Below are 21,575 nucleotides of genomic sequence, written 5' to 3'. Positions count from 1 at the left end.
GTACATACAATAAATCACTAGGAGGAAGTACCCATGTCAAAAGTTGCAGAAATTCAAGAAATGGTAGCAAAGGGTAAAACCAAGCTGATCGCAGGATTGGTCCAGGAAGCCTTGGATGGTGGATCACAGCCGAAAGAGATTTTGGACGCCATGATCGAGTCCATGGGCGTTGTAGGAGACAAATTCTCCGCCGGAGAGATCTTCGTACCGGAAATGCTGATCGCCGCAAAAGCCATGAGCAAGGGTGTAGACGTACTCAAGCCGTTGTTGGCCGGAGACGCATCCACATCTTTGGGAACCTGTGTAATCGGTACCGTAGCGGGAGACCTTCATGATATCGGGAAAAACCTGGTAAGCATGATGTTGGAAAGCGCCGGATTCACCATGATCGACCTTGGCGTGGATGTACCTGCAAATAAATTCGTTGAAGTTGCGAAAGAGAATAATGCCGTCATCGTTGCTGCATCTGGTTTGTTGACTACCACCATGCCTGCATTGAAAGAAACATCTTTGGCACTGAAAGATGCCGGATTCACCGTCATCGTCGGTGGCGCACCTGTAACCCAGGCATATGCAACAGAGATCAAGGCAGACGGATACGCTCCCGACGCTGGTAGTGCAGTAACAAAGGCGAAAGAATTGGTGAAGTAACGATCATCGGCAAACTCGCATCATGAAAACGAATCGAATCACTTAGAGGAGGCGCCACATGTTAACGAAAAGACAAAACCTGAAAGAAGTAATGACCGGAGGAAACCCGGACCGCTTTGTAAATCAATACGAATTTTTGGAGATCATCATGGAAATGCCGTTGGGCGTAGAGTTTCGTTACGGCGAAACTTGGAAGGACCAATGGGGGATCACCTGGCAATGGCCAGAAGGACAGTTGGGACAATTCCCGGTCCATGACGACGAGCACATCGTCATCAAAGACATCACCAAGTGGAGAGAGCAAGTAACCGTTCCGCCGATCCCCATGGATGCCGCATCCTGGGCTGCAGCAAAAGAGCACGCAGACCGAATCGACCGAAACGAAATGTATGTAGCACCTTTTTATGCTCCGGGGATCTTTGAACAATGCCATCACTTGATGGGCATCGAAAATGCGTTAATGGCGCTCTACGAAGAGCCGGAAGCCATGAAGGACCTGATCGATGCTATTGTGGAAAGAGAATTGGATTTTGCAAAAGCCGTGGTTGAGCACGTGAAGCCGGATGCCATGTTCCATCACGATGACTGGGGCAGCCAGATCAACAGCTTCTTGTCGCCGGAAATGTTCGAAGAGTTCTACTTGCCGGCATACAAGAAAGTGTACAGTTACTATAAGGAAAACGGTGTGGAATTGATCGTTCATCACAGCGACAGTTTTGCAGCCAACCTGGTTCCCTTTATGATCGACATGGGGATCGATATCTGGCAGGGAGTCATGAACACCAATGACATTCCGAAATTGATCAAGGAATACGGCGGAAAGATCACTTTCATGGGTGGCTTGCACAGCGGCCAGATCGATTTCCCGGAATGGACCCCGGAAATTGCAGCCGAGTTTGTGGAAGAGACCTGCAAAACCAATGGCAAGCACTACTTCATTCCTTGTCTGACTTCCGGTCTGCCCATGTCATCTTTCGAAGGTGTCTACGATGCTGTAACGAAAGAGATCGACCGCATGAGCAAGGAACTGTTCTAAATCCGATATAAAAGAACCACTTTTATATGCCAAAGTCCCACTCACCCTGGGCGAAAAAAATCCCTCCTGCAGAAGCCGGAGGGATTTTGCTTTTCATTTAGTTAAAATTACCGTAAAATAATCCCAGGAGGGGTGATCATGGTCTTTTTTATTGCAGGAGGAGTTTTATTTCTGATCCTCGGATTTGGCATTCATATCATGAAATGGCATTTTCTCATATCCGGCTACAATACCATGTCAAAAGAAAAGAAAAAGAACGTGGACGTGGAAAAACTGGGAAAGTTGATGGGATTGTACATGTACAGCAACGGTCTCTTGATGATCTTGGCAGGTATCCTTGGTGAATTGGGCGTGGATCATGTCATTACCATTTGGGTGGCGTTCATGTTCCTTTCAACGGCTTATTTATTGATCAAGGCCCAAAGATATGATGGAAACATGGTGGACAAGAAGGGTAAGTGGACGGGAAAGGGAAAAAGAGAGATGAAACTGGTCTACGCCATCCTGGTTGTTTCTGCATTGTTTGTGTTGTTGGTTTTTCAATTGACTTCCAAACCGATCCAGGTGGACACTGGAGCCAATGGATTTGAGATATCGGGGATCTACGGATCTGCGTATTCCTGGTCTAGTGTGGAAGAAGTGGCTCTTTTGGAAAAATTGCCCATCATTGAAAAAAGGACCAACGGTTCCGAGTGGGGATCGATGCTAAAAGGAAATTTTCGAACGTCGGAATACGGAACAATAAAGCTGTTCGTTGATACAGAGAAAGCGCCGTATGTTTTTGTGAGAATGGATGGGCAAATCGTGATTTTCAATCTAAAAGATCCGGAATCCACAAGGAGCCTTTACGAAATTTTTCAAAAAAAATCGGATTTGGGTGTTTAAGTCATTTATTGCCGGGTATCTAAAAAACAACAAAGAAAGATGGCGTTAGGAAGATCCCAAAAGCTTCAGATTTAATCTTCACGAGCGTTTGAAAGAATGAATGTGAAACATTGGTTTGTAGTAGTTTGAGATGAAAGAGAAACGTTGTTGAAGCACCATTTTACGAATTGCCCAAGTACGACCAAAAATCGTACGCAAAAGTGAAAGAAGTACCAAAGCAACACAGTATCAAAGTTTCAAAGGGGAATTCCAAAACAAGATCTGCTTTGTTAAAATCATTAGCCATAGAAAGGAAGTTTACATGACTAATGAATCAAATTCTTAAGGGGTAGCGGTCAAGCATTTTAGATCCTATCCCTTAAGAATTTTTTGTTCTCATCTCATTCTTTTTTTCGACTGTTAATGACAGATGCCCCGCTGAGTCCGTAAAACATTTCTTCCGGGGTGATGTCCTCCCGTTCCGGTTCGATCAGCATGGTAAAGCTGTGATCGACGGTGGTGTAATCTCCGTAGCCAAGTCTGGCCAAAGGTTTGATCTTTACGATATCGATTTTGCCATCAGAGCCGATGACGTCGTCTTGGATGTGGACCGCCACAACTTTACCGATCAACACATCCACCGTTCCCATGTCTCCTCTACCGGGAAGCCGTATGGTGGAATGATAGACACACTCCATCTGGATGGGGGACTCGGCGACGCGGAAGGGTTTTACCAGCTTGGAAGGAGACTTGGTCAAGCCAGCTTTTTCAAATTCATCCACCTCCGGTTCAAAGCCGGTTGCTGTTTTGTTCATCTGTTCCCTCAAATCGTAGGTAACCATGTTGTAGACGAACTCTCCTGTTGCCTCGATGTTGTTGGTGGTGTCTTTTCGTTTTCCATCCCGAGTTTGGTTGATGGCGATCATTACGTAAGGCGGGTCGAATGTCAGGTTTTGAAACTGGCTGTAAGGAGCCAGATTGTCTACGCCGTCGGGGCTTTGTGTGGAGATCCAGCCGATGGCTCTTGGTACGACACAGGACTTGAAAGGACTCATTGGCAAATGGTGGTCGTCTTTTTCTGTTTCATAGTACATGTGAAAACCTCCCTTGTGGTTTATAGCAATATTATAACCTGTAATTTTGGAAGTTTGGGGAAAAGATGTAAGAAAGTTGGCAAGCGAGTTTCCCAAAAATATTTTAGCAAATTCATTGAAAATAAAGAGAAGAAGAAGTTCGCCAAGCCATTCGCGATTTTGTTGATAAATATGGAGATACTGGTCAAGTCATGTGTTGGATCATGACAGAAAATTTCAATAAGGAGCAAGAAAAAATTGCCAGAGATGAGCTGTATTCCTATTCATTGAAGTATTATAACAAGAAATACGGGAGAAAATAAGAGCATTCCATCCCTATTCGACACTTTGTAGAATTGCAGTACAAAAACTACGCATCTTTGCATAATTGTTTCGGCCCGACATAACGGATATAATAATAAAAGAAATCAATTTTACAAAGAAAGGGGTCGTAAATGTATGTTGTCAAAGAAGCAAAATCTATTGGAAACCATTCGTGGAGGAAACCCGGACCGGTTTGTGAACTCCTATGAAGCATTTGCCATGATGGCGGTAAATCCGTTTTCCGCTTCCAATTCCAATCCGAAAAAAGGGGAATTGAATGTGGTCAACAAATGGGGGGTCACCCGATCTTTTCCGGACAACACGCCAGGACCTTTTCCAGTGCATGACTTTGAGCACATTGTCGTAAAAGACATCACCAAATGGAAAGAAACCGTGAAGGCACCCAGCGTCCTCTTCCCGGAAGAAGACTGGGCACCCTACGTGGAGCAGGCCATGGCCATCGACAGGGACGAATATTTTGCCACAGCTTTTGTTGCGCCAGGGATCTTCGAGCAATGCCACTATTTGATGGAAATGCAGCGGACCTTGCTGAACTTCTACGAAGAACCGGAACTGATGCATGAACTGATCGACTTTATTGCCGATTGGGAAGTTCAATATGCAGAACAGATCTGCAAATACTTGAAACCGACCGCATTGTTCCATCACGACGACTGGGGCAGCCAAAAAGCATCTTTTATTTCCCCGGAAATGTTTGAAGAGTTTTACGTGCCGGCCTATAAAAAAGTCTATGGATACTACAAGGAGCATGGTGTGGAATTGATCGTACATCATAGTGATTCCTATGCAGCCAACCTGGTGCCGGGCATGATCGAAATGGGCATCGACATTTGGCAGGGGGCCATGAGTACCAACAATATTCCCGAGTTGATCCAAAAATACGGCGGCCAGATCAGCTTTATGGGCGGCATCGACAATGGGATCGTGGATCGGGAAGACTGGACACAAGAACACATTGACGAAGTGACTCTGGAAGTTTGCAAGGCATGTGGAAAACTCTATTTCATTCCAGGGACCACCATGGGCGGAGCAAACAGCATTTATGAAGGCGTGTATGAAGCCGTGACGGAAGCCATCAACAAAGCCAGCGCAGAGTTGTTCTAAATCTTGCTTTCGGACGTGGACGATGTTTGCGTCCCGTGGTATAGTTAAAGAGACAATGCAGGTCGATCCAAATCATATGCAACATGAGAACTGCCGTCAAGGCAGTTCTTTTTTGAAAGGAAGATTTCATGAGCGTTCAAGAAAACCATTTGCCAAAATTGAAGATCACCATGCAAACCCTGGCAGATCGTTTGTCGGAATACGGTTTGGAAAACATCTTGTTTCGTAAGAAGTCTTTCGTTGATTTGGTTGGGTTCCGACTTTATGACGGGTACGGGGAGCAACAGGAGGATCTGGTTTATCTTTGCACCAGTGATCAACTGTTGGAAGCCTGGATGCGTGGGTTTGAAACCCTGGTTGTCGTGGGACGGGATCTTCCGGAAGCGGTGAAAAACAAAGGATCCTTGCTGGTGATCCAGGAGTCCTATTCTCTGGCCGAAGCAGCCAATGGACTTCAAAAAATTTTTTCCACCTATCTGACACTGGAACGAAAAATCAATCAGATCCTATACAATGACGGAAAAGTGGAAGATCTCAGTCAAGTATTGTTGGATCACTTTGGCAATCCCCTTTTTATCCACGACGAGTATTTCAACATCCTGGCCTGCCCAAAGTGGGTAGAGGGAATGAGCATGTTCACCTACAACCAGCAGACGGGGAAATTCATGCAGGACATGGATTCCATCAATTATTTCCGAACCAGCGATGAATACAAGGAAACATTGGTGACACGCGGGGGTCATGAATGGTTGTCGGGATTGACAGACTTTCGTACCATTTATGCAAACATCTGGAACGATGGAAGATTTCGAGGTCGGATCGTCGTCAACGAGCTGACCAAGGTTATAAAGGAGAGCCAGCTGAATGAACTAGGCTATTTTGCTGAGCTGGCCAGCCTGTTGATGATCCGCAGGGATCGGATCCATTCCAGGGGAGAACACCCTTTCAACAACATGGTCATGGACATGCTGTCAGGAAACAAGATGGAAGTGGAAGCACTGCAAACGGCCATCGCAACGCTTGGATGGGAAGTGCATCATCAATATATTTGCGGCTTGTTTTCCTTTGCGGAAGAAGAAGTGACGAAAATGTCCATTTACGGCATATGCAACGGCATTGAGCACCAGGTGCCGGGCAGCTACAGCTTTTATCACGACAACAAGATCTACATGATCGTCAACATGACCGTAGGTCAGATCGATAAATACGATTTGAGAAAGCACCTTTCCACCATCATACGGGAGGGGATCTTATACGTGGGGTTGTCCAATCCTTTTTGCGATATTTTTGATGCGGAGGTTTATTTCAAACAAGCCAGGGTCGCATTGGAGTTTGGACAAAATGGAGATTTTACCAGTTGGTATCATGAATTCAAAGATCATGCCCTTGCTTATTGGCTCCACCATGGAATGGGAGAGTTTTCAAAAAAAACACTGGCAGATCCTGCACTATTTACGTTGAAAGAATACGACCGGATCCATCACAGCAGCTTGTTTGAGACCTTGAAAGTGTATCTGAAGCAGGAGAGGAACGCCACCCTGACTTCCCAGTTGCTTCAGATCCATCGCAGCACACTGCCTTATCGGTTGGAAAAAATAATAAAAATGACGGGAATCGATTTGGAACAAGCGGATATCAGGCTTTTTCTTATCATGTCCTATCGTCTTTTGGAGGGTTCATCATGACAAAATATGTAAACCTCAACAAACGAAAACTGCCCTTATGGATGATGCTGGTCCTGATGGTGATCTCCATTGCCATGGGTTGGGCCGGTTGCGACGGGCAACGGGATCCTTCTCTGGCGGGAATGGAGGAAGCTTACGTAAAAAGAGTGGTCGATGGAGATACGTTTATCACCGGCAATGATGAGCGGGTGCGACTCATCGGCATCGATGCCCCGGAATCTGTAAAGCCGGATACCCTTCCGGAGCCATATGGGCCGGAGGCGTCGGCATATGTCAAGGAATTGTTGGAAGGCAAAACGGTGTACATGGATGTGGATGTTTCAGATACAGACCGGTTCGACCGTCTGCTGCGTTACATTTATTTAGCCGACGGAACTTTTGTCAATGAAAAGCTGTTGGAAGAAGGCTATGCCAGACACGTGGTGTTCCCTCCGGATGTAGCCTTTGAAGCAAGGCTGCGGGATGCGGAAAACCGGGCAAAATCCGATGGAGAGGGCTTGTGGGGTTTGACAGACTGACGAAACGTGTGTAATAACCAGGAAAAAGGGTAATAGAAGGATAGTAGCGAATGATCAAATTTGGGAGGGATGGATTTGAACGTTTTGGAAGCACTGGAAAAAAGAAGGAGTGTCCGATGGTATGAGGATCGACCAGTAGAACAGGAAAAATTGGATCAAATCGTGAAATTTGGGAATAAAGCACCCATTTCCGGAGAGATCCATTTGACGGTGATCCGCAATCCGCAATTATTGAAGAAGATCAATGATACCGTAGCAGACATGATGCGCAACTCCGATAACGAGTTCATGAAAAGCCGGATCGCCTTGCCGGGATATGAGCCTTTGTACGATGCTCCGGTGTTGATCGTGGTATCCGGGCCGGAAGGGGCACGTGGCAATGGGGCCAATGGAGCCTGTTCCGCCATGAATATGATCACGGCTGCCACTGGGCTTGGACTGGGTAGCTGCTACGTCATGTCCCCTACCATGGTCATTGGAAGAGAGACCTTTCGCAAGCAAGCGGGGTTGCCGGATGGATTTGAACCCATCGTGGGAGTTCTGATCGGATACAAGGCAGGAGACCGCTTTGGCAGAGATCGTGGGGAATTGAACAATATAAACTATGTGGATTGATGCGTCAAGACTCCCAGTCTCGGGGGTCTTTTTTTGAAGCACCCCAAAAAAACAATGAGGAAAAACGTATTTTATGGTATCGTGCTAACCGATCAATGAGCAAAGGAAGACAAAGGAGCATTTCATGAGAGAATTGGATCAACGGATCAAGAGCATTGCAGAGGAAAAAAACAAGGAGAAACTGGAGCAGTTGATTCGGGAGTGGGAATTTTTTATTTTGAAATCAGCAGTTCGCGTTTCCAAAAAATATGTGAGCAAACAAGATGAAGAATGGTCTGTCGCCCTGGAAGCATTTATGGAAGCGGTTCAGCGATACGACATGGATAAAGGTGCCTTTCTTCCATTTGCCCGGAGAATGATCCACCACCGGTTGGTGGATCATTTTCGAAAACAAGGAAGATCAGGATCAGAATTGCCATTGGAAAGTCTGGACCGTCTTCGGGTGTACAAGCCGGATCCAACGTCCAGAGATCTGAGGGATGAGATCGATGCTTTGACACAAGTACTTCAGCTGTACGGACTGGATTTTGCTGATTTGGCCAAAGCATCCCCCAAATCGGATAAAACGGTCAAGGCATGCAAGAAGATCCTGTTTTTTTTGACGAGTCATCCGGAATTAACGGAGTTGATCAAGGACAGCAAACTTTTACCCTTGAAAGAAATTGAAAAAAATACGGGGGTACCCCGAAAAACCATCGAAAGACATCGTAAATATTTGATAGCTGCAATGGAGATCCTTACCGGGGATTATCCGTATCTGGCAGCCTATATCCCGAGGGATGGAGGAGAGGGACAATGAAAGCGGTCGTCGTAGAGAAGAAAAAAAATCAGGTCGTAGTGTTGAAGGATGACGGCACTTTTGCCCATGTGGCAGGCGACAAATATCAAGTAGGGGATGTGATGGATATGAAATCAACAAGTAAAGGATTTGGATGGAAAGGGGCGCTGGTCTCCGCCGCTGCCATGTTGTTGTTGGTATTCGGCGTCGGTGCGAAAGTGTATACCACGCCGGCTTATTATGTCAGTTTGGATGTCAATCCAGGAATCGTATTTGAAGTCAACCGCTTTGAACGGGTCATCGGATTCGAAGGGCAAAACGACGATGGAGACATGGTGCTCCAACAACTGAAACTAAAAAACAAAAGTGCGGATGAAGCGATCCGGATGACTGTGGAAAAGATCAACGAAGAAGGTTATTTTGGAGAAAATGAAATGATCTATCTGGCTACATTGTCCAAGGATGAAGAAAAAGCAGCCCGTTTGTCCGGTAAATTGGAAAACGCCGTAGAAGAAGAAGTGGAAGAAAATGGCGTAAAGGCGGAAGTTTCTGCAGGATTATTGGGGTATGACATGGTCCAAAAAGCCAGAGAACTGGGAATCACACCAGGCAAACTCAATATCATCGTCAATGTTCTGGGACAGGAACCGAGCCAGGAAAACATGGATTCTTCCATCAAAGAGCTGATGAGCAAGTACAAGGATCGGGGAAATTCTGCAGATGCACCTGGCCAAAACAAACCGGAGAAGACAACGGGAAAACCGGAAACAACACCCGGCAACGGACCTCCAGCAAAAACCCCACCAGTCATTGAACAGGAGCAACAACAAAATCAAGACCAAAATCGAGAGCAAATCATGGATCCGCAAGGTGACATGGAACAGGAACAAAATCAGGAACAGGAACAAAACGGTCTGTTGGATGAACAGCAAAACCAGGAAAACAACGCCAATGGTGAATCCAACGATGCCCCTCTAGCTCCGGAATCGACACCGGCTCCCGATGAACTATAATTATTTTAATGATAAAAACCCTGAAATTTTTCAGGGTTTTTTCTTGACATTGACGTAGCGTCATGGTTTATATTGAAGTAGTCAGGAGGGGAAAGATGGAATATACCATACAGAAATTGGCAAAGTTGGCAGGGGTAACACCCAGAACACTGCGGTATTACGATGAGATAGGGCTACTGAAACCCTGTCGATCCAGTTCGTCCGGTTATCGGATCTACGGGAAAAAAGAAGTAGATCTGCTCCAACAGATCCTTTTTTATCGATCCATGGACATGCCCCTGGAAGAGATCCAAAAGCTCCTCTATAGCGATGCTTTTGACTTTGAGGGGGCCTTGGTAGAGCATCGAAAAAATTTGCTGGAGAAACGGGATGAGATCGAGCGATTGATCGCCACCGTAGAATTGACCATATCACATCACAAAGGAGAGAGTATCATGAGCGACAAACAAAAATTTGAAGGATTCAAAAAGCAAAAACTGGTAGAGAATGAGCAAAAATACGGAAAAGAGATCCGGGAAAAATACGGCGACAAAACGGTGGCCGAATCCAACAAGAAGTTCATGAACTTGACCCAGGAAGACATGGAGAAAATGAACAAGTTGGAAGTCGATCTGATCGAATTGCTTCGAGAATTGTCGGAAACCAAGGACATCAAGTCCGATGCTGCAAAAAAAGCATATGAGCTGCATCGGGAATGGCTGTGCTTCAGCTGGCCCACCTACCAGCCCCAAGCCCATGTAGGGCTGGCGGAAATGTATGTGGCAGACCAGCGTTTTGCAGCATATTATCAGGAAAAAGCCGGGATGGACGTAGCAGAACTTTTAAGAGATGTCATCGTGGAACACGCAAGATAAGAGTTAATTTAAAGTGGCATGTTGCAATGCCACTTTTTTCGTGTATTAATATAGAATAGAAGGTTGGTTTTAATAGAAAGGAGTTGCTTGATATGAAGAAAAGTACCATCGGCATGGGCCTTCTTGGCTTGGGTGCATCGGCAGTGCTTGGACGAAAACAATTGCGCAAGCCGGAGAAGTTGTCGGATGAAAAGACCCGATGGCTGACGGAGAAAATCATTGCCCATAGAGGGATCCACAATAATGGAGGGAACGCCCCGGAGAACACCCTGGCTGCATTTCAAAAGGCAGTGGAAAAAAACTACCCCATTGAATTGGACGTTCGATTGACAAGGGACAAAAAAGTAGTAGTGATCCATGACAAAAAGTTGAAAAGACTTCTGGGATATGATGAAGAAGTGCAGGATTTGAATTTTTCGGATTTCAAGGATAAAACAATACTTGGGTCGGATCAGCGTGTGCCCCTTTTTCGGGAGGTGTTGGAACTTGTGGATGGAAAGGTACCTATCCTTGTTGAAATCAAAAGTCATGGTGCCATAGGTCCCCTGGAAAAACGACTTTATGATCTTTTGAAGCACTATAAAGGAGCTTATGCCATTCAATCCTTCAATCCCTTTTCCGTAAAATGGTTTCACGATCATGCCGGAGAAGTGGTCCGGGGCCAGCTTTCCGGGAATTTCCAAATCAATGAATACGAAAAAGCATACCAGGGAGCGGAGGAGTTGCCCGTATATCAAAAGTTTCTGTTGAAAAATCTGATGTTCAACTTTCTTTCCAGGCCAAATTTTATAGCCTATGAGATCCAGGACACGGAACATGCCCGTCTGATCAAGATCCAGAAACTAGGGGTTCCTCTCCTGGGCTGGACGGTGAAGAACCGGATCGAATACCTGGAGGTAAAGGATCTGTGCGACAATTTGATCGTAGATGACGTCACGCTGGTTTTCTAATGGATTTTTAAGAAGATCTTAAGAAAATTCTCGCTTGCTTTTAACATGGAAGGGGTAAACTGTATCCAACAGGAAAAGAAAGCGGGTTGCGAGGATGGAAAAACTTAAAAACTGGTGCAAAAAGAATCGATGTGTGGTATTGCTGGGGATCATTGGACTGGCTTTTTCGGTGACCTTCGTCTATTTGATCCTTCGCTTGCTGGTTTTTTTTCCATCCATCCAAATCGTTCACTGGAACCTCTGAGAAGGGGTTCTTTTTCATGGTAAAAAAAGGGGACTGATGGTACTATGAATATAGATGGTTTTTAAGACGACGAAGGGAAAAAGAGGAGGAAGACCCATGAAATTGAATTACAAGAGGACCTTTTTTGTAGGCTTGGCTTTTTTATCCATCAGTGCATTTTGGCAGCTGTATGACAACCTGATCCCACTGATGTTGAAGAACACGTTTGGTTTGGGGGATACCTTGACCGGAACCGTTATGGCTTTGGACAACGTGCTGGCGTTATTCTTGTTGCCCATTTTTGGAGCCTTGTCGGACAAGGTCCATACAAAGAGAGGGAAACGGACCCCTTTCATTGTGGTGGGCACCGGATTTGCCGTCGTGATCATGATGATCATACCTTTGGCCAACCAATCCAAAAATTTTGTGTTGTTCTTTGTTGCATTGGGAGCCGCTCTGATCGCCATGGGAACATACCGGTCTCCAGCTGTGGCCTTGATGCCGGATCTAACGCCGAAACCGCTTAGAAGCAAAGCCAATGCCATCATCAATCTCATGGGAGCGGTAGGCTCCATCTACGCCCTGGCAATGATCAGCCTGCTCATTCCGAAAGTGGAAAGTCCCAATTATACCCTAGTGTACGCCACCGTGGCTGGCTTGATGGTTTTTGCAGTGGTCATGCTTCTAGTCACCATCCGGGAAAACGAAATGAGAGAAGAGAACCAGTCTGTTGACCAGGAAGAAGAGGAAGAGGTGGGATCCAAGGAACCAAACGGAGGGGACATGGCTCCGGAAGTGAAGCGAAGTTTATATTTCATTTTGGCTTCCATCTTTTTGTGGTTTACTGCCTATAATGCGGTCACTACTGCATTTTCTCGCTATGCAACTACCGTGTGGGACTTGCAGGGGGGAAGCTTCGCAAATGCCCTTATGGTCGCTATGGGAGCAGCCATCATCAGTTTTTTGCCGGTGGGAATCATTTCTACCAAAATCGGCAGAAAGAAAATGATTCTTGTTGGGATCACCTTGATGACATTATCCTATTTTGCAGGATTTTTCTTTGTAGAATATTCTCCGCTGATCAATCTGGTTTTTGTCTTTACTGGAGTAGGTTGGGCTTCCATCAACGTCAACTCCTATCCCATGGTGGTGGAAATGAGCAAAAGTGCCGATGTGGGAAAATATACAGGACTTTATTATACTTTTTCCATGGCAGCACAGATCTTCACACCGATTTTTTCCGGATTCCTGCTGGAAAACATATCCTACCGGACCTTGTTTCCATATGCGGTGGTCTTTTCCATTTTTAGTTTTTGCACCATGCTGATGGTAAAACACGGAGATGCCAAACCGAAGCCGAAGAAATCTGCATTGGAACACTTTGATGTGGACGATTGACAACCAAATGGAGCTGGGAGGATAACATGGAGAGCAGTTATAAAGCCACTTGTCCACTGGACTGTTTTGACCTGTGTCTCATGGATGTAACGGTAGTGGACGGAGAAATACAGAAAATCGCTGGTGCGAAGGAGCATCCCCTGACTTGTGGGGTGTTGTGCAAAAAAGGAATGGACCATCTTGTTCGTCACAGAGACCAGGATCGATTGAAAACGCCCCTGCTGCGGCAGGGCGAAAGGTGGTTGCCCCTGACCGTGGAGGAAGGGGTGAAAATGCTGGCGGAAAAGCTTGGAGGCGTGGACACGAAAAGCATCTTGTATTTTACGGATTCTGGCCACAATGGACTGAGTAAAACCGCTGCATCCCTGTTTTTTCAACATTTGGGTCCCATCACCACCCATCGGGGTTCCCTTTGCTGGGATGCAGGTAACTTTGCGTTGAAAAAGAGCCTGGGGATCCATGCCGGAGTGCGGCATACTCAAATTCCCGATGCGGACGCCATCGTTCTTTGGGGAAGAAATGCCAAGGATACCAATCTTCATTTGTACATGCAGATCAAAAAAGCGGGAAAACCGATGATCTACATCGATCCCATAGTTACAGCCACAGCAAAAGAAGCGGAGGAGTATTACTGCATCAAACCCAACAGTGATTTGGAACTTGCCCTCGCTGTTGTGAAGATCCTGAGCCAACAGGGTAACCTGTATTTGGCTCCAAAAGATGAAGCCATGGTGGCGTCTTACTCCATGGATATGTTGGTAGAAAAGACAGGCTTGTCTGTGACCCAGCTGGAACGTCTGTCCACTCATTTTGCGGGCGATAAAAGGATCATCACCTATATCGGTTATGGATTGCAGCGTTACACCAATGGTGCCAAAGCGGTAGAGGCCATTATAGCACTCCATTATTTGACAGGCAACGTGAACAAACCGGGAACCGGCTTTCATTTCTCCGACAAACGGGTATCAAAATCCTTGGCAAAGCCTTACGATGTGGTCCGTGAAAATCTTACCTTTGTCAAATCCACATTCGGGACTTATGTGTCGAGCAGAGATGACTGGTCTGTATTGTTGGTGGACAAGTCCAATCCGGTGGTCCAATTGCCAAATACAAAAGCGGTCCAAGAGGCTATAAAGAAGATCCCGTTCAAAGTGGGCATCGATTTGTTTATGACAGATACCATGAAAGAAATGGACCTGGTGTTTCCGGCACCCAGTGTTTTCGAATGCCAGGATGTAGTGATCACGTCCATGTTTTCCCCTTATCTCCAGTTTACAGAGGAATGCGTCCCACCACCACCTGAAGTGGTATCGGAGTATGATCTATTTCAGCGGTTGGCGGGTGCCCTGGGGCTGGATGATTTCCCCAAAGTCGGCTTGGAGGAATTTCTATTCCAACATGTTAAGCCGGTATTGGAAGCACAGGGAGTGACATGGGAGGATCTCAAGACGACGGGATGGATGGACCCGGAATCGGAGAAAGAAAAAAACCGAAAGTTGCAATGGTTGGAGGGCTCTCTTGATGTATTTGCCATGATCGAGACAAAGACGGAAAACCCTGGGAGCAAAGGCAAGTATCGGCTGATCACGCCTCATGCCAAAGAGTCTCTTCATTCACAGGGATTTCGCACCGTGACGGAGCTGCCCCTTGTTTACATGAACGAGCCTGGATTTGAAAGCGGAGACATGGTAGTCGTGGCTTCCGATCAGGGGAGGTTGCGGTGCAAGGTGAAGCTGGATGAAAATTTGCAATCCGGATTGGTCTATATCTATGAAGGATACTGGAGTCACAGCGGAATCGTAAATTCCATCACCACAGATGCATACTCTGACGAGGGGGACCAGGCAGCCTACTATGAAACCCTTGTTAGCGTTATGAAAATAAAAGAATAACGCATTGACAGGGAATATGAAAATTGATATTATTGGGGTGGAAGTTCATATTTACATCCGAGTTGTTGCAACCTAAAGACGTGTCCATGGTGCAACAACCTATTGGTGTCAAAGGAAACGATGATGCCACCCGTGCTTGGAAAGGATGGAAATGCTATCTTTAATTGAATTTTTTATTCAATATTGATGCACGTCAAACCTGGCAACGGAAACGTTGCTCTTTTTTTGCACAATTGCACGGGCAATGAAAACTTTTGGCCTTGCGACACTGCTACCTCTCAAACCCTGCAAAGAGTAGCATCCATGCTGTCGGATGGTTGAAATGTGTGTTTTTCGATCCATGTCATGACCAAGGGACAGCCTACCGCCGCCTGTTCCTTGGCGACCATGGATCAAATCAACTACTTTGAAAATGTCATCTTTAGTGGGAACCATCCCGATAGAATTTAAAAGGGGAAAACCGAACAAACGGCTTTCCCCTTTTCTATACAAATCTTTTCGTTGTTATTTAACGACCAGCACTGGAATTTTAGTGTTGTGCAAAACTCGGTTGGTGACGCTGCCCATCAGGATGCCTTTTGCAGCGCTGCCGCTGCCCGCAGAACCCATGATGATCATGTCTACGCCTTCTGCCTCTGCCGTACGAACGATGGCGTCAGCCGGCTTGCCGCCGGAGGTCTCCAACGTAGCTACGCAGCAAAGATCTCCCAAAAATTCCTTGCCTTTTTCTAAAATAACTTTTGCCTGCTCTGCTGCTGTTTCCCGGACACTGTCCAAGGTTGCCCCTACTGCTGCGGCATTTGTAAAATCAACATAGTTGGGAATATCTATACTGACTACGTGCAACAATACTACTTGTGCACCGTAACCAGCTGCTAGATCTTTGCCCACTTCAAGCGCTCTGTCAGAATACTCGGATCCGTCGATAGGAATCATTATTTTTTCCATGTTCATACCTCCCTTAAATTTCACGATGCGATGATCGCTCTTGTTTTTTCTACCCACGGATAAAATTATTAATCATATCAAATTTAATTACGTTGAACATTTTACAATATGGCATGATACAATGGATGAAAAGGCCAAAATGTTCTAGGAGGTTTCATATGGGTAAATTAAAAGATCAAGTAGCGTTGGTTTTTGGTGCTACTTCAGGAATCGGGAAGGCGACAGTGGATCTTTTTGTCCAGGAAGGGGCCATTGTGTATTTTTGCGGACGCCGTTTAGAGCGAGGAGCGGCCATTGAAAAGGAATGGCAGGAAAAAGGCGGTTCAGCGTTTTTTATTCCATGTGATGGTACGGTAGACGAGCAGGTAAAAGAATTGGTGGCGACAGTCATCGCGAAAGAAGGAAAAATTGATGTTCTTGTCAACAATGTCGGGGTATCCTTGCCGGGACCTTTGCTGGAAATGGATCTGGAAAAAAATTTCGATGTGACCATGGATGTGAATGTCAAAAGCTATTTAAGGGTATTAAAAGAAGTGATCCCGGTGATGGTTCAACAAAAGTGCGGAGTTATTGTCAATACTTCCTCTGTTGGGGGGATCACTCCCATGCCGTCCCATCTGGCTTACACCATGTCCAAGGCGGCTATCATCCGATTGACCAAATCCTTGGCTTTGGAGTACGCTGGAGACGGAATTCGGGTCAATGCCATTGTTCCAGGATTGACAGATACGGAAATCAATGAAGGAAATGAAGATTTCATCAAAGAAATCGTTAAAACCATTCCTTTGGGACGAATTGCATCGTCGGAAGAGATCGCACGAGGAATTTTGTTTCTGGCTTGTGATGATTCTTCTTTTATTACAGGAACAGAATTGATCGTAGACGGAGGAGAATCTTTATAAATGACATCCAAGAAACGGATCGATCAGGTTTGTCCCGTTTGCGGGAAGCCGTTGCATACAATGGAATATGATTACATCGCCATCCAAGCTCCTGGAGTGATGACCTTTCCCTTTGAAAACAGAAACAGGATCCTGGAAAGCGAAACCAGATTTGTTCCGGGGAAAGGACCCGGTTTGATCCCTGTATTGATCGGTGGTGCAGGGAAGTATCTATGGGGATTTTTTCGCGGTTTGTTGGCACCATACCGGCTCATGCCCGGTTATCTTTTGGGAGCGGCTTGGGTGATTTTGGCGATTTTAGCGGTAAAACAAATATCCTTCCCATTTCAACACGGCATAACCTGGTTGAGTTTTTCGACTGCAGGGTTAAAAGGTGGATTTATTGGTGCGATGGGCGGTATCGTAGGCAAAGGGGTATATGCTGGAAGTTTGTTCCGACTCATATCAAAGGATGGGAAATGGGAATATAAAAAATGGAAGGGCAGATGGAGTTTCGGCGCGGCCATGGCAGGCCTGGGACTCAGCTGGATCCTTTTCAACTTTTTTACCTGGGACAACAACGTGAATAATAGCGTCATAGGTCTTCTAGCAGCTGCAGGTCTGTTGAAGGCCATGGGCAATGAAAAAGGATATTTTTCTTCCCTGGTTCGATCTTTCTGGCGGGAGAGGGACTTGCGCCAAGGATGGAGCATGGGATTGGGCATGGCTGCAGGGTTTCTTGCGGCAGTTCCTGCCAGTTTGTATATCGGAGGAAAAACTGGATATCTTTTGGGGTTGCCCTTGCTGGCGCTGGGCTTGATCCTGGGCAAAAGCAAATTGGCCCAAAAGATCCAAAACAAATACACCTATTTGTTTTTTGGAATTTTTATCTTGCTGAGATCTGAAGTCGTTTTTGCTTTTGATACGACGGAGTGGATAAATGTTTCCTTAAGCAGAGTCATCATAGTGGGTGTGCTGGCTAGTTTGGCAGCAGCAGCGGCTACGGCTACCGTTTTTTCCTCCCGTGCAAACCCTCAAGAATCGGAAGAACAATCAGGCAATGAAATCGGTGTTTATCGACTGGCTATAGAGAAGGATTTTGGAGACACCATACGCAAGGGTCCTGAACAGCAGTATTTGAGAGGATGGGTGGAAAAACAATCGGAAGATGGTCTGTGGAAGATTTGCGAGGTTGCCAGTGGTGGATTGTTGGTCTATCTTTCCACAACGCTTCCAGGACTTCGATTGAAAATGCTGGAGTGCAAAGAAGGAGAAAAAGGGATCGGGTGTTTGGTTTTATTGGAAAAGGATTGGCCCGGGGAACACGGGGTCATTGCATTCAATTGGGAAACAGGTGGTGTCACTTATCAGAGCAGGATCCTTTTTCATTTGGCATAAGACAATAAAAAGGGGTTGCTCTGACGGCAAACCCTTTTTGTGTTTATTTTGCTTTTTTTCGGATCGGAGCTTTAAGCTTGTTGATCTTATCCAAGTTCACTTTGTAAAATTTGTCCACCAACATGATATGAACCAGGTCCAATGTCTTGACAATAAACCAGAAGATGGAGAATCCTAAAGGAAGGACGAAACAACCGATGGTGACCAAGAGCAGGATGACCGTGTCCGGTTTTTTTGTGTCAAGCAGGGACCTCTTTTCCATGATTTTATCGATGTAAGCGTGCAGTCCTGTAGCAGTCAGAAAAAATACCGCAGCATAAAGGAAATAATTGCTTGGATATACACCGGAAAACATGACATCAGCCGGAGAGAGATTCAATGGCAGATTGAAAAGCATCATGGGGATCGTCTCAGAAGAAATGGTCAGGAATTTGTCTGCCTGCAACAAGGTCAGACTCAAACCAAGACCAAATAAAGCATGGATCACAAAGTTGACGATGTTTCCCACTAGAGAATATCCTTTGGAAATCAATAAGGCCGGTAGTTCCTGATTTCTTCTTTCCGGATTGTTCTTGAATTTTTTGTTCATCTTGTCGATTTCCGGTTGCAAAGCAGGACCCAGTTTGATGTTGGCGAAATATTTGGTGAAAACAACGATAAACAGAATGCGTATTAGAACCGCGTACATCACGATGGTCAGTGCAAAAGGTTGAAAAACATTATAAACCGATAAGAGGACCATTCCAAAAAAATTAAGTATAGAATCCATGATTCACCATCTTCCATATTTTATGAGTAAGGCAGAAAAACCCTACACCATATGATATAAGATACGAATACCCGTGTCAAGAAGTCTGTGCCGGTTGAAGGGAAAGAAAAGGGGGCTCCAGAAGTGGAAAAAGCAAAAGAAATCGTGAATAGGATGACATTGAAAGAAAAGGCCTCCTTATGCTCCGGACAGGACTTTTGGCGCCTTCAAGGGGTGGAAAAAGCAGGTCTGCCTTCCATCATGGCAACAGATGGCCCCCATGGACTGCGCAAGACGATCAAGGGAACGGATCACATCGGTGTGACGGCCAGTCTACCATCTACCTGTTTTCCAACATCGGTCACGACGGCTTGTTCTTGGGATCCACACTTATTGGAGGAGATCGGCAAGGCCATCGGATCGGAGTGTAAAAGCGAGGGGGTTTCCATCCTCTTGGGCCCGGGCATGAACATAAAGCGTTCTCCCTTATGCGGGAGGAACTTTGAATACATATCCGAAGACCCTTATCTGACGGGTAAAATGGCGGCCGGCATGATTCGTGGCATCCAATCCATGGGGATCGGAGCCACCATGAAGCACTTTGTGGCCAACAATAAAGAAGGGTTTCGTTTGGTCAGTGATTCCATCGTGGATCAGAGAGCTCTCCAAGAGATCTATCTGACCGGTTTCGAAATGGCCTTGAATGAAGGACAGCCTTGGGTGGTCATGGCTGCCTACAATAAGGTCAATGGCACATATTGCTGCGAGAATCGATACTTGATGACAGAAGTGCTTCGAGAAAAATGGGGGTTTTCCGGCATCATCGTCAGCGACTGGGGTGCCACGGACCATCGGATCCGGGCGTTGAATGCAGGTTTGGATGTGGAGATGCCTTCAACCTATGGGGAGCAGGATCGAAGGATCTACCGGGGTGTGAAAAAGGGAAGGGTTTTAGAAAATACGCTGAATGAAACTGCGGAGCGGATCGTAGATATTTTGATAAAAGCCAAAAACAATGCTGACGAAAATGCGACCTACGACAAGGAGACTCATCATAGGTTAGCGAGGAAAGCGGCCAGAGAATCTTATGTCCTCCTGAAAAATGATGAAGATCTCCTGCCTCTGGATACTGGTAGATCTACGGCGATCATTGGAGATATGGCGAAAAATCCTAGATACCAGGGTTTGGGCAGTTCCATGCTTCATCCTACCTTTTTGGAGAACACCTTGGATGAAATGGAAAAGCAAGGCTGGAACGTGTCATTTGCTCCTGGTTATACATGGAACTCGGATGAAGTGGAAGAGGAAAAAATCAAAGAAGCAAGTACACTTGCCGCTGGCTGTGAGGCAGCCGTTGTATTTGTAGGCCTTCCGGAAAAATATGAAGCGGAAAATCTGGATCGAAAACACATGAAGATGCCTGCATCCCACCAACGGCTCATTCAAGAAGTTGCCAAAGCAAATCCCAACACGGTAGTGGTCCTTGCAGGTGGTGCGCCTGTGGAAATGCCATGGATCAATGAAGTAAAGGCGGTGGTCAACGGTTATCTCGGGGGACAGGCGGGAGCTTCTGCCATGTTGGAAATTCTTTGTGGAAAGGCAAACCCTTGCGGCAAGTTGGCGGAAACCTATCCTGTGGCATTGAAAGACAATCCTACCTACAACTATTTCGTATGCATCGATCCTAAGATCGTTCAATACCGGGAGAGCGTCTACGTGGGATACCGATTTTACGATACCGCAAGTAAGGAGGTTTTGTTTCCTTTTGGGCACGGGTTGAGTTATACGAAATTTTCCTATGAAAATTTGAGATTGTCGTGCGATAAAATGAAAGACAATGAACGATTGGTGGTTCGGATGACCGTTCGAAATATCGGGGATCGACCCGGCAAAGAAGTAGTGCAAGTGTACGTGAGGGATACTGACACCACTGTCTTTCGCCCGGAAAAGGAATTGAAGGGCTTTGAAAAAGTGCACTTGGATCCGGGAGAAGCCAAAGAACTGGAATTTGTGTTGGATTTTCGGGCTTTTGCCTATTACAACACAGCCCTTGACAACTGGCACGTGGAATCCGGTTTTTTTGAGATCCTGATCGGTGCCTCATCCAGGGATATGAGGCTACAAGGAAGAGTGTATGTGGAAAGTTCTGAACCGGATGCGCCCGTTCCTTACGATCTGGAGACGGCTTCCGAATATCACCACTTGAAAAATGAACCTTTTCGGGTCAGTGATGCTGCATTTCAGGCAATATACGGGTCCCCGGTTTCTGCCACTAAAAAGGAAAAAGTGGAAGAATTTACATTGAACTCTACCATGGACGACATGCAACATACCTTGATCGGGAAAGCCATTTTGTGGAAAGTAAAGAGAGAAAGTTTGAAAATGCCGGAAGGGGAACTGAACGAAGGGATGCAAAACGCACTGGATGCCATGGTGAAGGAATCTCCCATACGAACGCTGAACATGGCCAGTAAAGGGGACGTATCCCTGCTGACCATACGAGGGTTGGTCCAGTTGGCAAACAAGGAGTATCTGGAGGGATTGAGGACCTTGCTCATTGCAGCAAGAAGAAAAAGGGACTAGTAAAAAAAGAAAAAATGG

General features: G+C 46.0%; 20 protein-coding genes and 1 riboswitch. Of the genes, 17 read left to right on the top strand and 3 right to left on the bottom strand.

The genetic code is table 11. The features are described from left to right. The first annotated feature begins 33 nt into the window (after positions 1-33). The 3 genes from J0B03_RS03575 to J0B03_RS03565 all read left to right on the top strand — a co-directional run bounded on the left by J0B03_RS03575 (position 34) and on the right by J0B03_RS03565 (position 2,572). Positions 34-651 carry a cobalamin B12-binding domain-containing protein gene (locus tag J0B03_RS03575; protein WP_207300501.1) on the top strand — a complete coding sequence of 206 codons (618 nt, stop codon included), beginning with the start codon at positions 34-36 and terminating at the stop codon, positions 649-651. Between the two features lie 58 nt (positions 652-709). Next, positions 710-1,687, top strand: a complete 978-nt coding sequence (locus J0B03_RS03570; RefSeq protein WP_207300500.1) for a uroporphyrinogen decarboxylase family protein — start codon at positions 710-712, stop codon at positions 1,685-1,687. Between the two features lie 138 nt (positions 1,688-1,825). Beyond that, on the top strand, positions 1,826-2,572 hold the full coding sequence (locus J0B03_RS03565) for a DUF3784 domain-containing protein (RefSeq protein ID WP_207300499.1): 747 nt from the start codon (positions 1,826-1,828) through the stop codon (positions 2,570-2,572). A 380-nt stretch (positions 2,573-2,952) separates the two neighbouring features. Here J0B03_RS03565 and J0B03_RS03560 read toward each other — a convergent pair whose 3' ends face one another. Then, positions 2,953-3,645: a flavin reductase family protein gene (locus tag J0B03_RS03560; protein ID WP_207300498.1), complete on the bottom strand. Its 693-nt coding sequence runs from the start codon at positions 3,643-3,645 to the stop codon at positions 2,953-2,955. Positions 3,646-4,083: 438 nt separating this feature from the next. On the opposite strand from J0B03_RS03560, the gene J0B03_RS03555 reads away from it, so the two are divergent. The 11 genes from J0B03_RS03555 to J0B03_RS03505 all read left to right on the top strand — a co-directional run bounded on the left by J0B03_RS03555 (position 4,084) and on the right by J0B03_RS03505 (position 14,999). After that, on the top strand, positions 4,084-5,073 hold the full coding sequence (locus J0B03_RS03555; protein WP_207300497.1) for a uroporphyrinogen decarboxylase family protein: 990 nt from the start codon (positions 4,084-4,086) through the stop codon (positions 5,071-5,073). A gap of 128 nt (positions 5,074-5,201) precedes the next feature. Then, positions 5,202-6,758, top strand: a complete 1,557-nt coding sequence (locus J0B03_RS03550) for a PucR family transcriptional regulator (protein ID WP_207300496.1) — start codon at positions 5,202-5,204, stop codon at positions 6,756-6,758. Next, complete coding sequence (locus tag J0B03_RS03545; protein ID WP_207300495.1) at positions 6,755-7,276, top strand: thermonuclease family protein; 522 nt, start codon at positions 6,755-6,757, stop codon at positions 7,274-7,276. The genes J0B03_RS03550 and J0B03_RS03545 overlap by 4 nt, the downstream gene beginning before the upstream one ends. 75 nt (positions 7,277-7,351) lie before the next feature. Continuing rightward, entirely contained in the window at positions 7,352-7,891 is a 540-nt protein-coding gene (locus tag J0B03_RS03540) for a nitroreductase family protein (RefSeq protein WP_207300494.1), read from the top strand. Positions 7,892-8,015: 124 nt separating this feature from the next. Next, positions 8,016-8,690 carry a sigma factor gene (locus J0B03_RS03535; RefSeq protein WP_207300493.1) on the top strand — a complete coding sequence of 225 codons (675 nt, stop codon included), beginning with the start codon at positions 8,016-8,018 and terminating at the stop codon, positions 8,688-8,690. Next, a complete protein-coding gene (locus J0B03_RS03530; RefSeq protein WP_207300492.1) occupies positions 8,687-9,682 on the top strand; it encodes an anti-sigma-I factor RsgI family protein in 996 nt (331 codons plus the stop codon). Before J0B03_RS03535 ends, J0B03_RS03530 begins: the two co-directional genes overlap by 4 nt. 95 nt (positions 9,683-9,777) lie before the next feature. Continuing rightward, positions 9,778-10,536, top strand: a complete 759-nt coding sequence (locus tag J0B03_RS03525) for a MerR family transcriptional regulator (protein ID WP_207300491.1) — start codon at positions 9,778-9,780, stop codon at positions 10,534-10,536. Between the two features lie 92 nt (positions 10,537-10,628). Continuing rightward, positions 10,629-11,486, top strand: a complete 858-nt coding sequence (locus tag J0B03_RS03520) for a glycerophosphodiester phosphodiesterase family protein (protein ID WP_207300490.1) — start codon at positions 10,629-10,631, stop codon at positions 11,484-11,486. A gap of 94 nt (positions 11,487-11,580) precedes the next feature. Then, complete coding sequence (locus tag J0B03_RS03515; protein WP_207300489.1) at positions 11,581-11,730, top strand: hypothetical protein; 150 nt, start codon at positions 11,581-11,583, stop codon at positions 11,728-11,730. A 96-nt stretch (positions 11,731-11,826) separates the two neighbouring features. After that, positions 11,827-13,107 carry an MFS transporter gene (locus J0B03_RS03510; protein WP_207300488.1) on the top strand — a complete coding sequence of 427 codons (1,281 nt, stop codon included), beginning with the start codon at positions 11,827-11,829 and terminating at the stop codon, positions 13,105-13,107. A gap of 26 nt (positions 13,108-13,133) precedes the next feature. Further along, positions 13,134-14,999, top strand: a complete 1,866-nt coding sequence (locus J0B03_RS03505) for a molybdopterin-containing oxidoreductase family protein (protein ID WP_207300487.1) — start codon at positions 13,134-13,136, stop codon at positions 14,997-14,999. A 43-nt stretch (positions 15,000-15,042) separates the two neighbouring features. Continuing rightward, a riboswitch (molybdenum cofactor riboswitch) is annotated at positions 15,043-15,162 on the top strand. A 341-nt stretch (positions 15,163-15,503) separates the two neighbouring features. Here J0B03_RS03505 and J0B03_RS03500 read toward each other — a convergent pair. After that, positions 15,504-15,947, bottom strand: coding sequence for a universal stress protein (locus J0B03_RS03500; RefSeq protein WP_207300486.1), 444 nt, complete (start codon positions 15,945-15,947; stop codon positions 15,504-15,506). Between the two features lie 158 nt (positions 15,948-16,105). Here J0B03_RS03500 and J0B03_RS03495 point away from each other — a divergent pair, with 158 nt between their 5' ends. Beyond that, positions 16,106-16,849 (top strand): SDR family NAD(P)-dependent oxidoreductase, encoded by a 744-nt coding sequence (locus tag J0B03_RS03495; RefSeq protein ID WP_207300485.1) that lies wholly within the window; start codon positions 16,106-16,108, stop codon positions 16,847-16,849. Beyond that, on the top strand, positions 16,850-18,226 hold the full coding sequence (locus tag J0B03_RS03490; RefSeq protein ID WP_207300484.1) for a hypothetical protein: 1,377 nt from the start codon (positions 16,850-16,852) through the stop codon (positions 18,224-18,226). It abuts the gene before it with no gap. Between the two features lie 43 nt (positions 18,227-18,269). On the opposite strand, the gene J0B03_RS03485 is transcribed toward J0B03_RS03490, so the two are convergent. Continuing rightward, on the bottom strand, positions 18,270-18,995 hold the full coding sequence (locus J0B03_RS03485) for a YidC/Oxa1 family membrane protein insertase (protein WP_207300483.1): 726 nt from the start codon (positions 18,993-18,995) through the stop codon (positions 18,270-18,272). A gap of 123 nt (positions 18,996-19,118) precedes the next feature. Here J0B03_RS03485 and J0B03_RS03480 point away from each other — a divergent pair, with 123 nt between their 5' ends. Beyond that, entirely contained in the window at positions 19,119-21,557 is a 2,439-nt protein-coding gene (locus tag J0B03_RS03480) for a glycoside hydrolase family 3 C-terminal domain-containing protein (RefSeq protein ID WP_207300482.1), read from the top strand. Positions 21,558-21,575: the final 18 nt, after the last annotated feature.

Source organism: Alkalibacter rhizosphaerae (assembly GCF_017352215.1).
Classification (GTDB): domain Bacteria; phylum Bacillota; class Clostridia; order Eubacteriales; family Alkalibacteraceae; genus Alkalibacter; species Alkalibacter rhizosphaerae.
The sequence above is the reverse complement of the archived record's forward strand: the minus strand, read 5'-3'. Positions and strand labels throughout refer to the sequence as shown.